Genomic DNA, 14,641 nt, shown 5'->3' with positions numbered 1-14,641 from the left:
CTCACACGCCTGGGTCGGCGACGGGTCCGGCCATGCCCCGCGGTGCCGCGCTGAGGTGCTCGCCGATCTTCTTCACCAGCATGTTCATCTGGTACGCCACCACACCGACGTCCGCACCCGGCCCGGTCAGCACGACCAGGTGGGCGCCCGGCCCTGCGGAGGTAAGGATCAGGTAGCTGTTGGCCATCTCGATGAGCGCCTGGCGCACCGGACCGCCCCGGAAGTCCATGCTGACGCCCTTGCTGAGGCTCATCAGCCCGGACGCGGTCGCCGCGAGCCGCTCGGCGTCGTCGCGCAGGAATCCGGTGGACTTGCTGACCACCAGGCCGTCCTCGGAGAGCACCACGGCCTGGTTCACGTCGGCGACCCGCTCCACGAGTCCGGTCAGCAGCTGGTCGAGCTGGGTGTGCGTGGCGGGGATGGGGCGTGTCATTGCGGTGTCCTTCGTCAGCTGTCGGCGGGCGGAGTCGAGGGGACGGGATCGGCGGCGGCCGGCCGGGGTGGTGCGGCCGTCTCCCGGTCGTGCGGCGGCTCGGCGTCGTCGTCACGGGCCCGGAGCGTGCCGCGCTGGAAGCCGGCCAGGGACGAGGCGGCGGCTTCCGCGGTGAAGTCGTCGAGGGAGCCGCCGTCGCCGGCGGGCGCTGCCTCCTCGCGCAGCTCCTCCACCAGGCTGGTCTGCGGCACCCGGCGGGGGAGCGGGGCGAGACCGTCGCGGCGGGGGATGACCGTGCGGGCGGCGGGCGCGGCGGAGGCCGTCCGGGCGGTGACGAGGGGCCGGGGCTCGCGGGCGGACCCGGCGGCGCGTTCGGCGCCCCGTGCTGCCTCGGCGCCCTGAGGCGCGTCGGCCTGCTCGGCGTCGTCCATCGCACCCCGCCCCTCCACCGAAGCCTTCCCGTTCTTCGAGGCGTTGCCGTCCTTGGCGCCGCCGCCCGTGCCCGCCGGGGCCGCCAGGCCGTTCGCGACGGCCCTGTCCTTGGCGTCCCGGGCCTCCGGCGTCCCGCCGGCGGGGACCTCCCGGACCACGATCTCGTGCGGGATCAGCACGATCGCCGTGGTCCCGCCGTACGGCGAGGAGCGCAGGGTGACGGCGATGCCGTGCCGGTGGGCCAGCTGGGCGATGACGAACATGCCGAGCCGCAGGTCGTCGGCGAGCGCCACCACGTCGAACTGCGGGGGCACCGCCAGCTGTTCGTTGAAGGACGCGTAGTCCTCCTCCGACATGCCGAGGCCGCGGTCCTCGACCTCGACGGCCAGGCCCTTGGCCACCATCCCGGCCCGCACGCTGACGGGGCTCGGGGCGGGCGAGTACGCCGTCGCGTTGTCGATGAGCTCGGCCAGCAGATGGATCACGTCGGCCACCGCGGGCGGGGCGACGTACACCTCCTCCTCGGTGTGCACCTCCACCCGCTGGTACTCGGCGACCTCGCCGATCGCGCTACGCAGGATGTCGATCAGCGCGACCGGCTCGGTCCAGCTGCGGCCGGGCCGTTCGCCGCTGACGATGACGAGGTTCTCCTCGTAGCGGCGCAGCTGGCTGGCCGTGGAGTCCAGTTCGTACAGGCCCTTGAGGATGTCCGGGTCGGTGTGCTCGCGCTCCAGCGTGTCGAGCTTGCTCAGCTGGAGGTTGACCAGGTTCTGGCTCTGCCGCGCTATGCCCAGGATGATCTTCTGGAACCCGCGCCGGGTGTCGGCGAGTTCGACCGCGGTGTGCACGGCCGTGCGCTGGGCGGTGTTGAACGCCTGGGCCACCTGGCCGAGTTCGTCGTGCCCGTAGTCCAGCGGGGTCGTCGCCGACTCCGGGTCGACCGTCTCGCCCCGCTCCAGCCGGGCCACCACGTCGGGCAGCCGCTCCTGCGCGAGGCTGACGGCGGCCCGGCGCAGTCCGCGCAGCCGCCGGGACAGCGAGCGCGTGATCCGCCAGGACATGCCGACGCACAGCAGCAGCGCGAGCAGCCCGCCGGCGCTCAGCAGCGCCGCCTTGAGCAGCAGGGCGTCCGCCTGGTCGGCGCTGCGCTGGAGCAGTGCCGTCGTCTGCTGCTGGATGAGGCCCGCGTACTGCTCGGACAGCTTGTCCATGGCGGTGTTCCACCGCTTCTGCGTGTCCGGCAGGGCGATTTTGTCCGCGGCCGCGCTGGAGTTGCGGGCCGCCAGCACCTGGTCCTCGATGGACTGCAGCGTCTGCCAGTCCGGGCTCGCCAGGATCCGCTCGGTCTGCGTCTTGGCGCTGCCCGTCAGCTGCGGCACGACCTGGTCCTGGACCAGCCAGCGCCGCGTGTTCACCAGCTCCGCGAACCGCACCCACGCCGCGTCGTCCAGATGCCCGGACGGCCAGGCCAGGGTGAGCTGCGCGTCCTCCCGGGAGACCAGCTCCGCCGCGTGCTCCAGCGCGACCAGCGGCCCGGCCTTCGAGGTGAGGTCGCCGTCGTCGACCTGGGAGAGCTCCTGGAAGGCGTGGATCTGGTCGTCGATGATCGAGGAGTACTGGTCCAGCGCCTGCTGGGGGGTGATGTCGGTGGGCTTGTCCACCTGGTCCCGGTAGTATTCCAGGCTGCCCACCGAGCCCAGCACCGAGTACAGCCGGTCGGATACGCGGGAGGGTGCCTTCTCGATCGCGTCCGCCTGCTCCACCAGCTTCGCGACCGCCTTGTCGGTCTCCTCGCGCTGCGCGTCGAGCGCCGCCCGGGAGCCGTGCGGCGAGGCCAGCCAGGCCGCCGACAGGCTGCGCTCCCGCTGGAGCGCGAGCGCGGCGTCGGTGCCCATGGCACCGGTCGACCGGCTCAGCTCCGTCTGGTCACGCAGCCGCAGGCCCTCCGAGAACATCTGGATCGTCGTCACACCCCACATGGCGGCGAGGGTGACGCTGGGCACCAGGGCCAGGAGGACCAGGGAGAGGCGTATGGAACCGAGACGGCGGCGGGCACCTGTCCGTCGAGACATCGTCGTCCTAGGGCGATCAGCGGGGAGCGAGGAACGGGGAAGCGGAACGGTCGGGAGGGCTGGGGGACGGGCGCGGGGATGGTGGCGTGCCGGGCACGGCACATGGGATGCGCAGGATGTTATCCGTACAAGTGGACGTACGGGCCGGGCCTGACCGAATCTTTGGCGACACCGTCACAGGACGTGCCCGGTCACCGGGTCCCGGCGGCGGCGAACCGGGCCACAGCGGACACGTTCGACCTGGTCACGAACGCCGGGCCGGTGAGCACCGGCGACACCCCGCCGCCGCTGACGTTGCCGTTGGTCCGGTACAGCCACAGGGCGTCCACCGCGAGGTAGCCCTGAAGGTACGGCTGCTGGTCCACGGCGAACCGCACCTGCCCGCTCCGCACCGCCTTGACCACGTCCTTGTCGAGGTCGAAGGTGGCGACCTCGGCCCTGCTGCCGGCCTGCCGCACCGCCTTGACGGCGCTGAGCCCGTACTGGGCGCCCAGGGTGACGACCTCGTCGATGCTGGAGTCCTGCCGCAGCCGGGACGCGATGGTGGCGGTCACCGCGTTCATGTCGCTGCCGTCCACGTACAGGTTGTCGGTGTCGCCCCGGAAGGCCTTGCGCACACCGGCGCAGCGGGCCTCCAGCGCGACGTTGCCCCGCTCGTGCACCACGCACAGGGCGTGCTTGGCCCTGAGGTCGTCCAGCTTGTCGCCGACGGCCCGGCCGGCGACGGACTCGTCCTGCCCGAAGTACTCCAGGAGCCCGGCCGGCCGCCAGGCGTCGATGCCGGAGTTGAGCCCGACGACGGGTATGCCGGCCGCCTTGGCCTGGGCGACCGGGCCGCGCATCGCCGCCGGCTTGGCCAGCGTCACGGCGATGCCGTCGACCTTGTCGCGGACCGCGTCCCGCACCAGATCGGCCTGCGCGGCCGGGTCGGCGTCGCCGGCGTACGTCAGGTCGATGCCGTCCTTGGCGGCCGCCGCCTCGGCGCCCCGGCGCACCAGATCCCAGAACGCGTCGCCCTTGCCGCCGTGCGTGACCAGGGCGACCTTCATCCCGGAGCCGGACCCGCCCACCGGGTCCGCGTCCGATCCGTCCCCGGCCGAGCCGAGGACCGAGCAGCCGGACACCAGCAGACACACGGCGGACGCCAGGGCCGCGAGACGGAGGAGTCTCGCGGAGGCGTGCGGCGGGGGAGGAGTGTTCATGAGGGGCGGACCTCGCTGTGCGGCCGAGCAAGAGCAGGGTGAGAGTGCAGGCGGGGCCGCATGATGTGCACCGACCGGATGACTCTCGCTGGCCCGGAGCCAACCGTGTGTGACCACTGGTCGTCAAGTGAGCAGCCACATGCCGTGAGTTGATGCTGCCGCATTGTGATGATCCGTCCGACGGGCCGAACAGCGAGATTCCGCTTACGGCTTGCGCGCCACCGCCCCGTACCTCGCGAGCTCCTCGCCGCGGATGGTCTGGCCTGCGCTTTCCGTACCGTCCATGCGGTTCGGACGCCCCTTGTGCACCCGCGCGACGCCGGACTCCACAAGGGCGAGACCCGCCTAGACTGGTGCGGCTCACGGGACGACAGGGCGCGACGACGGAAGGGCGGCGACGGTGGCGGCAGCCGGCAGTGGCTTCGAGGACCCGTCCGCCGACGTGCTCGCCCAGGCGGCCGCGGCCTTCGGACTGCTCGCCTCGCCCGCCCGGCTGCACATCGTCTGGGCGCTGGCCCAGGGCGAGAGCGACGTCACCGGCCTCGCGGAGCGGGTCGGCGGCGCGCTGCCCGCGGTCAGCCAGCACCTCACCAAACTGAAGCTGGCCGGGCTCGTCCGCTCCCGCCGCGAGGGCCGCCGGCAGGTCTACTACGTCGACGACCCGGACATCGTCGACGTCGTACGGCTCCTGGTCGGCCGGCTCACCGACCGCGCCGCACCGGCGCCCCGCCGCCTCCATGGCCTCTGAGACCACCCTCGGGGTGCTGCGGCGGCTGGAGTCGGGCCCGCGGGGACTGACCGACACGGAGGCCGCGTCCCGGCTGGCCGCCTGCGGCGGGAACACGCTGCCGCAGGAGCGGACACCGACCTGGCCCCGCCGGTGCGTACGGGCCCTGCGCGACCCCTTCACCGCCGTCCTGCTCTGCCTCGGCCTGGTGTCCGCCGCCGTCGCCTCCTGGGGCACCGCCGGGGTGATCCTCGCCCTGGTCGCGGTCAGCTGCGTGCTGCGCGCGAGCGGAGAGCACCGGGCCGACCGGTCCCTGGCCGCCCTGCGCGAACTGGTCGCCGGCACCGCCACGGTGCTGCGCCGCGCCGACGCCCAGGAGCCGCCGCGGGCCCGGGAGGTGCCGGTCGCCGAACTCGTCCCCGGCGATGTGCTCCGCCTCGGCCCCGGGGACCTCGTCCCGGCGGACGTACGGCTGCTCCGCGCCCGGGGGCTCACGGTGCACCAGGCGGTCCTGACCGGGGAGTCGGCGCCGGTGGGGAAGACGGCGGCCGACGCGGGGACGCCCGACGAGTCCCACCTCTGCTTCCAGGGCAGTGCCGTCGCCACGGGAAGCGCCACCGCCGTCGTGGTCGCGACCGGGGCCGGGACCCGGTTCGCCGCCGCCCACCGGGCGCCGGACGCGCGCCGGGAGGGCGGGGCCTTCGACCGGTCCGTGCACGGGATCTCCTGGGTGCTGATCCGGTTCATGCTGCTGACCCCGCCGCTGGTGCTGATGGCGAACGCGGCGCTGCGCGACCGCGGCCTGGAGACACTGCCCTTCGCCGTCGCGGTCGCCGTCGGGCTGACGCCCGAGATGCTGCCGGTGATCGTCATCACCTGCCTGGCGCGGGGCGCCGCCCTCCTCGCCCGTACCCAGGGCGTGATCGTCAAACGGCTGCCCGCACTGCACGACCTGGGCGCCGTCGATGTGCTGTGCGTCGACAAGACCGGCACCCTCACCCAGGACCGTCCGGTCGTCGAACGCTCCCTCGACCCGGCCGGCCGGGACGCCCCGGAGGTGCTGAACTGGGCCGCAGTGGGCGCCTGGTGGACCCTCCAGCTCGCCGAACTGCCCGCGCCGGACGCCCTCGACGAGGCCCTGCTGGAGGCGGCCGGGCCGGTGGGCGAGGAGTACGACGGGGTGGACGCCGTGCCGTTCGACCCGGTCCGGCGGACCGCGACGGCGGTGGTACGAGGCGGCCTCGGGCGGCACACCGTCGTCGTCACCGGTGCCGTCGAGGCCGTCCTGGAGCGCTGCGCGACACGGCCCGGCGAGCATGAGCGGCTGCTGTCGCTCGCCGCCCGGGAGGCGGACGCCGGGCTGCGGGTACTGGCCGTCGCCACGGCCGACCGCCCCGCCGGCCCCGGTGCTTCGGCCGACGCCCGCGGCCTCGCCTTCCGGGGCCTGGTCACCTTCCGGGACGCCCTCGCCCCGACCGCCGCCGAGGCCCTGCGCGGCCTGGCCGACCGCGGCGTCACCGTGAAGGTCCTCACCGGCGACCACCCGGCCACGGCGGCCCGGGCCTGCCGCGAACTGGGCCTGGACCCGGGCGAGGTACGGACCGCCGGACGACCGGAGGACATCGGCGCGGCGACCGTCCTCGCCCGCTGCACCCCGGAGGACAAGGCCCGCGCCGTCGCCGCCCTGCGCGCCGCCGGGCACACCGTCGGCTTCCTCGGCGACGGCGTGAACGACGTGGCCGCGATGCGCGCCGCCGACGTCGGCATCGCGCCCCGCTCCGCCGTCGGCGTGGCACGGGACAGCGCGGATGTGGTGCTCGCCGAGAAGGACCTCACGGCGATCGGCCACGCGATCACGGCCGGCCGGCACGCGAGCGGCAACATCGCCTCGTACCTGCGCGTCACGCTCTCCTCGAACCTGGGCAACGTCGTCGCCATGCTCGCCGCGGGCCTGCTCCTGCCCTTCCTGCCGATGCTCCCGGCCCAGGTCCTCGCGCAGAACCTGTGCTTCGACGCGGCCCAGCTCGCCTTCGCCCACGACCGTCCCGGCGCGGTGGCGCTGCGCGGCCCGGCCGGGCTGCGGCCGCGCTCCTTCCTGCGGTTCGTCACCGGCTTCGGCGTGCTCAACGCGGTCGCCGACCTCGCCACCTTCGCCGTCCTCACGCTCGCGCTGCACGGCCCCGACGCCGTCGACGACGAGGCCGTGTTCCACTCCGCCTGGTTCACCGAGAACCTGCTCACCCAGGCCGTGGTGATGCTGCTGCTGCGCACCGGCCGGCGTGGCGAGGGCAGCCGCGCGCCGGGGCCGGTCGCCATGGCGGCGGCCGGACTCGCCGCCGTCGGACTGCTGCTCCCGCCGAGCCCCCTCGGCGCGGCCCTCGGCATGACGGCCCTGCCCGCCGCCTACTACGTCCTGCTGGCGTTGGTCCCCGGTCTGTACGCCCTGGCCCTGACCGCGGCCCGCGCCGGGTACCGGCGGCGTCAGCCGTAGGTGAGGTCCGAGCAGGGGTTGTCGGCCGCGGACCGGGCCCCGTCGGCGACCTCCGACGGCACGGCGGTCGGGGTGGGGGAGGCGGACGCGGCAGCCGCCGGGGTGCCGGCGTACGACTGCCCCAGGACGACACTGACTCCGCTGCCGGTCACTGACCGGAGCCCGGCGCCGGGGAAGGCCTGCGCCACGGTCCGGGCCTGGTTCTCCAGGCCGGGGCCGTACTCGACGAGCGTGGTGGTGTGGTCCTGCGCGGACGCCGTGGCCGTGCCCGTGACGGTGAAGCCGTCCGCGGTGAGGGTGGCGGCGGCACGGGCGGCCAGGCCGGGGACGGAGGTGCCGTTGTAGACGGCGACGTCGATGCCGTCACCCGAGACCGGCGCGGAGGGCGTGCTGGAACTGGACGCTCCGGTTTTCTTCCCGCCGGCGTTCTCGCCGTCGATCGTGCGGTCGGCCCGGAGCGCGGCCCACAGCGCGTCGGCGTCCGGCTGCACGATCGCCACCCGGGAACCCTCGTAGCGCCAGGGCAGGGTGACGAACTTGGTGTTGTGCAGGTCGATGTCCTTCAGGGACATGGCGAAGGAGATCAGCTTGTCGGCGGAGCCGAGGCCGGGGTCGACGGTCAACGACCGCGTGGCGGCTTCGGCCAGCGGCAGCAGGTTGGCCGGGGTGAGGCCCTTGCTCTTCACCTCTTTCAGGAGGCTCGCCACGAACGCCTGCTGGCGCTTGATGCGGCCGATGTCGGACCCGTCGCCGATGCCGTGCCGGATCCGGACGTAGTCCAGGGCCTTCTGGCCCGACACCGTCTGCTCGCCCTTGTGGAACAGCAGCTTGCCCGGGGCGGTCAGGTGCGGGTCGAGGTCGTTCTCGTAGACGTCCTGCGGCAGGCAGACCTTCACCCCGCCCACCACGTCGGTCAGCCGGGCGAAGCCCTTGAAGTCGACGACGACGGTGTGGTCGACGCGCAGCCCGGTGAGCTGTTCGACCGTGTTCTGGGTGCAGGCCGGGTTGCCCTTGGCGGTCTGGCCGACCGAGTACGCCGCGTTGAACATCGTGTCCGGCTGGGCCTTGGTCCAGCTGCCGTCGGGCAGCCGGCAGGGCGGGATGGTGACCAGGGTGTCGCGGGGGATGGAGACGGCGAGGGCGTGCCGGTGGTCGGCGTACACGTGCAGCAGGAACGCGGTGTCGGAGCGGCCCACGTCGTCCTTGTCGCCGCCGCCGAGGGCGTTGTTGCCGCCGGTGCGGGTGTCGGAGCCGATGACCAGCACGTTCTCGCCCTTCGACGAGCCGGCCTCGGGGCGGTGGTCGGAGAGGCCGCCGGAGTCGAACGTGCTGATGTTGCCGTCCAGTTTCAGGTACAGCCAGCCTGCGCCGCCCGCGGCGAGCACCAGCAGGGCGAGGCACACCGCGAGGGTGGCGCGTATGCCGCGGCCCCGGCGGCGACCGCGCCGGCGCCCGCGGCCCGGGGGCGCCGCCCGGCCGCGGTGGCCCGCACCCCTGCTCCGGTGCCGCGGCGGGTCCGTCGTCCGGCTGCTGGTGACCGTCATCGGCGTCTGCTCGCCTCTCGCCCGGGGGTTGTACAGTTGCGCAATGTAGCAACTGTCGAGGCGAGGGAGAGTATGACGTGCTGCGCAACGGACTGGAGCCCTGGCACCTGCTGATCGTGGCGATCGTCGTGATCGTCCTGTTCGGCTCGAAGAAACTGCCGGACACGGCGCGTTCGCTCGGCCGCTCGATGCGGATCCTCAAGAGCGAGGCGAGGGCACTGAAGGAGGAGGGCGCCGCGGACGCGGCGCCCGGTGAGCAGGCCCGGACCGCCGCGCCCGTGGACACCCCCTAGGCCTGCGGCGCCGGGCTCGTGGCCTTCGCCGACCGGGCCTCCTTCCGGCGCTGCCGGCGGCTGACGCGCGGCTCCTGGTCCGGGAGCCAGCCGAAGGTGAGGCAGCTGCCGGCCACGCCCAGGAGCAGGCCGACGAAGAAGCCGCCCAGGTTGGACGTCAGCCAGCTGCTCAGGGAGACCAGCACCCCGATGACCGAGTAGAACAGGCGCTGGGCGGGGTTGAAGAGGATCAGCAGCCCGCACAGCAGCATCACGGCCGGGAGCAGATAGCCCGCCAGCCCCTGCATGCCGACGTGCAGGATGACGTCCAGCGACGCCTTCAGGGTGAGCAGGATCTCCACCCCGCCCAGGGCGAGCAGCAGCCCGCCCCAGAACGGCCGGCCGGCCCGCCACCGCCGGAAGTCCCCGCGCGAGCGGCCGGGCATCAGCAACCCGACCCGCTGAAGCCCAGTTTCAGCCCGGGCAGCTTGAACACACCGGCGGTCGTGGCGTAGTTGGTCTGCCGCAGGTTGGCGATGTGCACGGTGTCGGACTGCTGGCTGAAGACGCCCTTCGGGCCGCGGCCGAGCGGCCCGGCCTTGTCGAGCGTGCTGGCGTCGTTGCCGATCTCGATGTTGTTGAACGCGGCGTCGCCGGACAGCTGGGTCGAGTCGGTCGTCAGATCGCTGGCGGTGACCTTCTGCGCGCCTTCACCGGCCCTGATGACCAGGTTCGTGCCGCCCAGGTCCACGCTCTGGCACAGCTTGGTGAGCGTCGCGTTCTTGATCACGGACGTGACGACCAGTACCTGGCCGCCGGTGTCACCCGCGTTGGGGCTGCCCTCGGCCATCTCGTCCAGACCGCCGAACTGCGCGAAGCCGGTGCCGTTCAGCTCGGTCGCCGTGACCGTGAAGGGCATTCCGGAGATGGCGAACTGCACACCCAGCGCCCCCTGGGAGGTGAGGATCGCGAGGCCCGCGACGACCGCGGTGGCCGGCACCGCCATCACCGCGGCCCGGCGCGCCCGGACCCGCCCGCGTCGCGCGGGGACGTCGCCGGCGTCCGAGGCGACGGGGCCTTCCGGTCTTTCAGGGGTGTGCTCGGCGGAGGAGGTCATGTCTGCTCCAGGTGCGTGTCGGTGCGGATCGGGTTGGCACGTTGCCCTGGCGCGGACATCGACCGCGTGCGCATGTCTCCTCGCAACTCCCGGCGGTTGCAAGGGCTTTCTCGTTACGCCGCAGTAGCCGACCAGGAAGTTACCGGGGGTTACATGAAGGGTCAAGAGAAGTGTGAACAAAGAGTGTCGGTTGTGCGCCGCGTGTGAGTCACCGCTGCCCGGAAACCCTCATCACGCGCACAACTCCCTTGCAATGCCTTGACGTTGGGCCACACCGAGGTCTACAACTCTCCTCGTCTCACCGGATCCGTGGCGCCGGATCCGCCGCGCGGCACCGTCCGCGTGTCCCGGACCAGCCGTCCCTGACCTCCCGTCCGGCACGGGCATCTCGCGGCCCGACGCGTCCGCACGGGCTTTCCATCGCCCGATCCCCATCCCCACGGCACGGCCGCTTCGGAGCCGTGCCGCCGGCCACCCCCCGCCCGGCCCGGCCGGAGGCCTGTCCCCGTGCGCGCCTCCGGCCGGTCACCGGCCTGCCGTTGCCGGTCCGTCACGTACGGAGAAGGCGTGACGGGCCGGCAACGGCGGACGCCGACGCGTCCGCCACCACCCTCACCCCCGCTTCAGAGAAGAGGTACACCCGCATGCGTACGCGCACCCTCCTCGCTCTCACCGCCGCCGTCGCCACCCTGGGCCTCGCCGCCCCCGCCTCGGCGGCCGACACCCCGGTCCTGACCACCGCCGACGGCGCGGCCGTCGCGGTCGGCGACGTCCTCGACGCGTCCCTGGCGAGCGGCACCGCCGCCACCTTCTACTCCAGCGCGACCGGCACCAGCGGCATCTCGTGCACCTCGTCGGCGTTCGCCGCCACCGTCACCGACAACCCGGCCGCGCCCGGCACCGCCACCGAGTCCCTGACCTCGCACAGCTTCGACACCAGCGGCTGCACCGCCAACGTCGTGGGTGTCCTAGGCGTCAGCGGCATCACCGTCGACAACCTGCCCTACACCACCAGCGTGTCCTCCGACGGCACGGTCTCCGTGACCCCGGCCGCCGGCTCCGCCGTCCAGTCCACGGTCAAGCTGCGCACCCTGCTCGGCACCATCACCTGCGTCTACCAGGCCCCCGGCCTGACCGGCACGGCGAGCAACGCCGACAACAGCATCTCCTTCACCAACCAGCAGTTCACCAAGACGTCCGGTTCGTCGTTGTGCTTCAGCAACGCCTTCTTCACCGCCAAGTACGCCCCGGTGACGAAGGGCGGCGTCGCCGTCAACGTGAACTTACCTTGATGGGCGCTGAGTTCAGCGCCGTCGTAGGTGTACGGCCAGGGCGGCGCCGCCGGTGAGCAGCAGCACCGCCGCGGCGCCGCCCGCCAGCATGGGCGTGGACGGGCCGGAGTCGGGGGCGGAGGTGGAGGCGGATGCGGAGGCCAGCGGTGACGGACTGACAGCCCGGCCCTTCGCCTCCTCCCCCTTCGCCTCCTCCCCCTTCTCCTTCCCCCCTTCTTCCCGGTCCGGGAACACCACGTCCGAGCACGAGTAATAGGTGTCCGGCGTACTGCTGTTCTGCCACACCGTGTACAGCACGTGCCGCCCGGCGCGGTCGGACGGCAGCGTCACCTTCATGCCGTACGCGCCGTCCGTCAGGGCCGGGTCCGTCACCTCCGCGAACGGCCGCTCGGGCAGGTCGGCCCAGGACAGCGGCCCGGCGGGGTCGTAGCCCGGCTTCGTCAGGTACATCCGGAACGTGCCCGTGTGCGGGATCGTGGAGACGTACCGCATGGTCAGCGTCGCGCCGGGCGCCACCTCGGTCGCCGGCCAGTCGGCGCGGGCGAGGTCGAGGCCCCGGTAGGCGGGCAGGCCCCCGCTGCACAGCTTGCCGTCGGGGATCACCTGCCGGTCCCGGCCGGCCACGTTCGCCACCCGCAGGTTGTCCCACGCCGTGAAGGGCGCGCCGTTCGCGGCGACGGCCGCCCGGCACGCCGCCGAGCCGGCGCGGTCGCCGCCCTCCGGGGAGCAGGCCACCACCCGGCTCACCGGATCCGTCGGCGCACCGTGCGCCCGCGCCGGGCCCGCCGCCCACAGCGGCAGCAGCAGCGCAGTCACGAAGGCGGCCGCGAGCGCGGTGCGGTGGGCGGTCGTACGAGGCATGCCTCTGCGTCTCCTCGGCCGGGATGGGAGCAGTCGGTCATGCAGTACGGGAAACCGGCCCGGCGCGTTCACCCCGCCACGAGCCGTGCGAAAAGGGGCCATTCACGCTCGGCGGCCCGCCATAGAGGGTGGAGTCCCGGCCGGATCGAGGGTTTCCCCCGTATCCCGATGACCTTCCCTTTGCCTATCGTTCCAGCACAGCTGACCCACAGGTAACCCCGAACGGTCCGCTCCCCACTCGCGCCTGGCCGGCCATCGCGTCGCTCTTCGCTTTTCGAACGACCCCCCCTCCGCTTCGACGACGAAGCGACACCACCGCCGCTCCGCCCAGCCCGGAGTCCGGCCACGAAAGGCAACGACCGTGCGTACCTCCCCAGAGCTCAGACGGAAGCTGATATCCGTCGCCGCCGTCTCCGTCGCCCTGCTGACCGCCGCCCCCGCCTCGGTCGCCGTCGCCCAGGAGTCCGCCCCTAAGCCCGCCGCCGTCCCGGCCGCGCAGACCGAGGCCGCCCCCGGCACCACGGCCGAGCGGCTCATCGTCGGCTACAAGTCGGGCGCCACCGAGGCCAAGTCCAACAAGGCCGCCGCCGCCGACGCCGCGTCCAAGGCCGAGAAGACCGGCGAGGACGTCGACTTCCAGCGCCGCCTCGGCACCGGTGCCGCCCTCGTCGAGCTGGGCACCGACCCCACCCGGGCGTCCGTCGCCGACGTCGTCGCCGCGTACCAGGCCGACCCCCAGGTCGCCTACGTCGTGCCGGACCGCCTGAACAAGCCGACGGCCGTCACCCCCAACGACACCGAGTACAGCAAGCAGTGGGACCTGTTCGAGTCCACCGCGGGCATGAACGTCCCGGCCGCCTGGGACACCACCACCGGCACCGGCGTCACCGTCGCCGTCATCGACACCGGCTACGTCGCCCACTCCGACCTGGCCGCGAACATCGTCGGCGGCTACGACTTCATCTCCGACACCGCCGTCTCCGTCGACGGCAACGGCCGCGACAGCAACCCGGCCGACCCGGGCGACTGGTACAACGCGGGCGAGTGCGGCGCGGGCATCCCGGCGTCCAACTCCTCCTGGCACGGCACCCACGTGGCCGGCACCATCGCCGCCGCCACCAACAACGGCAAGGGTGTCGCCGGCATCGCCTACGGCGCGAAGATCTCCCCGGTCCGCGTCCTCGGCAAGTGCGGCGGCTACGACTCCGACATCATCGACGCCATCACCTGGGCGTCCGGCGGCACCGTCTCCGGCGTGCCCGCCAACACCAACGTCGCCAAGGTCATCAACATGAGCCTCGGCGGGGGCGGCGCCTGCTCCACCGCCACCCAGAGCGCCATCAACGGCGCCGTGAACCGGGGCACCGCGGTCGTCGTCGCGGCCGGCAACGAGAACACGAACGCCTCCAGCTCGTCCCCGGCGAACTGCAACAACGTCATCACCGTCGCCGCGACCAACCGCGCCGGCAGCCGGGCCTCGTACTCCAACTACGGCTCGATCGTGGACATCTCCGCCCCCGGCGGCGAGACCCGCACCTCCACCGCCAACGGCATCCTCTCCACGCTGAACTCCGGCACGAAGACGCCGTCGAGCGAGAACTACGCCTACTACCAGGGCACCAGCATGGCCACCCCGCACGTCGCGGGCCTCGCCGCCCTGATGAAGTCGGCCAACACCGCGCTCACCCCGGCCCAGATCGAGTCGGCCATCAAGGCCAACGCCCGTCCGCTGCCCGGCACCTGCTCCGGCGGCTGCGGCGCGGGCCTGGCGGACGCCGCCAAGACGGTCCAGGCCGTCAAGGGCGGTACGTCCACCGGCACGACCTTCTCCAGCACCACCGCCGTCGCCATCCCGGACAACGGCGCCGCGATCGAGTCGCCGATCACCGTCACCGGCCGCAGCGGCAACGCCCCGTCGGCCCTCCAGGTCGGCGTCGACATCACCCACACCTACCGCGGCGACCTCGTCATCGACCTGGTCGCACCGGACGGTTCGGCGTACCGCCTGAAGTCCGCCGCCTCCGACTCGGCCGACAACGTGAACACCACGTACACGGTGAACGCCTCCAGCGAGACCGCCAACGGCACCTGGAAGCTGCGCGTCCAGGACACCGCGGCGCAGGACACGGGCACGCTCAACGGCTGGAAGCTGACTTTCTGATCCTCTTTCGGGAACTCTGAACGGAGCAGGCCACCAG

At 73.0% G+C, this 14,641-nt stretch carries 12 protein-coding genes; 5 read left to right on the top strand and 7 right to left on the bottom strand.

Annotated features, from left to right (window positions below; translation table 11 throughout):
- Position 1: 1 nt before the first annotated feature.
- From IE255_RS19445 to IE255_RS19435, 3 genes are all read right to left on the bottom strand, one after another.
- Positions 2-433 (bottom strand): roadblock/LC7 domain-containing protein, encoded by a 432-nt coding sequence (locus tag IE255_RS19445; protein WP_003993789.1) that lies wholly within the window; start codon positions 431-433, stop codon positions 2-4.
- Between the two features lie 14 nt (positions 434-447).
- The gene (locus IE255_RS19440) at positions 448-2,937 is read right to left on the bottom strand and encodes a sensor histidine kinase (protein ID WP_190051588.1); all 2,490 of its coding nucleotides are present in this window, start codon (positions 2,935-2,937) and stop codon (positions 448-450) included.
- A gap of 191 nt (positions 2,938-3,128) precedes the next feature.
- Positions 3,129-4,139, bottom strand: coding sequence for a substrate-binding domain-containing protein (locus tag IE255_RS19435; protein ID WP_190051587.1), 1,011 nt, complete (start codon positions 4,137-4,139; stop codon positions 3,129-3,131).
- 400 nt (positions 4,140-4,539) lie between these two features.
- Here IE255_RS19435 and IE255_RS19430 point away from each other — a divergent pair, with 400 nt between their 5' ends.
- Both IE255_RS19430 and mgtA read left to right on the top strand, forming a co-directional pair.
- The gene (locus tag IE255_RS19430) at positions 4,540-4,887 is read left to right on the top strand and encodes an ArsR/SmtB family transcription factor (protein WP_190051586.1); all 348 of its coding nucleotides are present in this window, start codon (positions 4,540-4,542) and stop codon (positions 4,885-4,887) included.
- Positions 4,877-7,357: a magnesium-translocating P-type ATPase gene (mgtA, locus tag IE255_RS19425; RefSeq protein WP_190051585.1), complete on the top strand. Its 2,481-nt coding sequence runs from the start codon at positions 4,877-4,879 to the stop codon at positions 7,355-7,357. Before IE255_RS19430 ends, mgtA begins: the two co-directional genes overlap by 11 nt.
- Here the strand turns inward: mgtA and IE255_RS19420 are convergent.
- Complete coding sequence (locus IE255_RS19420) at positions 7,348-8,901, bottom strand: LCP family protein (RefSeq protein WP_190051584.1); 1,554 nt, start codon at positions 8,899-8,901, stop codon at positions 7,348-7,350. The two genes, mgtA and IE255_RS19420, sit on opposite strands and share 10 nt — an antisense overlap.
- 77 nt (positions 8,902-8,978) lie before the next feature.
- On the opposite strand from IE255_RS19420, the gene tatA reads away from it, so the two are divergent.
- Positions 8,979-9,194: a Sec-independent protein translocase subunit TatA gene (tatA, locus tag IE255_RS19415; protein WP_190051583.1), complete on the top strand. Its 216-nt coding sequence runs from the start codon at positions 8,979-8,981 to the stop codon at positions 9,192-9,194.
- Here tatA and IE255_RS19410 read toward each other — a convergent pair.
- A complete protein-coding gene (locus tag IE255_RS19410; RefSeq protein ID WP_190051582.1) occupies positions 9,191-9,619 on the bottom strand; it encodes a DUF6114 domain-containing protein in 429 nt (142 codons plus the stop codon). The genes tatA and IE255_RS19410 overlap by 4 nt on opposite strands.
- Entirely contained in the window at positions 9,619-10,290 is a 672-nt protein-coding gene (locus IE255_RS19405; RefSeq protein WP_190051581.1) for a DUF6230 family protein, read from the bottom strand. Before IE255_RS19405 ends, IE255_RS19410 begins: the two co-directional genes overlap by 1 nt.
- Before the next feature lie 644 nt (positions 10,291-10,934).
- On the opposite strand from IE255_RS19405, the gene IE255_RS19400 reads away from it, so the two are divergent.
- A complete protein-coding gene (locus IE255_RS19400) occupies positions 10,935-11,582 on the top strand; it encodes a Tat pathway signal sequence domain protein (protein ID WP_190051580.1) in 648 nt (215 codons plus the stop codon).
- Between the two features lie 12 nt (positions 11,583-11,594).
- Here the strand turns inward: IE255_RS19400 and IE255_RS19395 are convergent, their stop codons facing one another.
- Positions 11,595-12,443 (bottom strand): lytic polysaccharide monooxygenase auxiliary activity family 9 protein, encoded by an 849-nt coding sequence (locus IE255_RS19395; RefSeq protein ID WP_190051579.1) that lies wholly within the window; start codon positions 12,441-12,443, stop codon positions 11,595-11,597.
- A gap of 361 nt (positions 12,444-12,804) precedes the next feature.
- Here IE255_RS19395 and IE255_RS19390 point away from each other — a divergent pair, with 361 nt between their 5' ends.
- Positions 12,805-14,604 carry a S8 family peptidase gene (locus IE255_RS19390; protein WP_190051578.1) on the top strand — a complete coding sequence of 600 codons (1,800 nt, stop codon included), beginning with the start codon at positions 12,805-12,807 and terminating at the stop codon, positions 14,602-14,604.
- Positions 14,605-14,641: the final 37 nt, after the last annotated feature.

Origin of the sequence: Streptomyces lomondensis, from assembly GCF_014651035.1 — a bacterium.
Lineage (GTDB): Bacteria > Actinomycetota > Actinomycetes > Streptomycetales > Streptomycetaceae > Streptomyces > Streptomyces lomondensis.
Note: the sequence above shows the minus strand (reverse complement) of the source record. Positions and strands in the feature narration are given on the sequence as shown.

What these genes read in the sequence shown, in the direction of transcription:
- IE255_RS19445 (WP_003993789.1), bottom strand. Translation starts at nt 433, where the DNA reads ATGACACGCCCCATCCCCGCCACGCACACCCAGCTCGACCAGCTGCTG.
- IE255_RS19440 (WP_190051588.1), bottom strand. Translation starts at nt 2,937, where the DNA reads ATGTCTCGACGGACAGGTGCCCGCCGCCGTCTCGGTTCCATACGCCTC.
- IE255_RS19435 (WP_190051587.1), bottom strand. Translation starts at nt 4,139, where the DNA reads ATGAACACTCCTCCCCCGCCGCACGCCTCCGCGAGACTCCTCCGTCTC.
- mgtA (WP_190051585.1), top strand. Translation starts at nt 4,877, where the DNA reads ATGGCCTCTGAGACCACCCTCGGGGTGCTGCGGCGGCTGGAGTCGGGC.
- IE255_RS19420 (WP_190051584.1), bottom strand. Translation starts at nt 8,901, where the DNA reads ATGACGGTCACCAGCAGCCGGACGACGGACCCGCCGCGGCACCGGAGC.
- IE255_RS19410 (WP_190051582.1), bottom strand. Translation starts at nt 9,619, where the DNA reads ATGCCCGGCCGCTCGCGCGGGGACTTCCGGCGGTGGCGGGCCGGCCGG.
- IE255_RS19405 (WP_190051581.1), bottom strand. Translation starts at nt 10,290, where the DNA reads ATGACCTCCTCCGCCGAGCACACCCCTGAAAGACCGGAAGGCCCCGTC.
- IE255_RS19400 (WP_190051580.1), top strand. Translation starts at nt 10,935, where the DNA reads ATGCGTACGCGCACCCTCCTCGCTCTCACCGCCGCCGTCGCCACCCTG.
- IE255_RS19395 (WP_190051579.1), bottom strand. Translation starts at nt 12,443, where the DNA reads ATGCCTCGTACGACCGCCCACCGCACCGCGCTCGCGGCCGCCTTCGTG.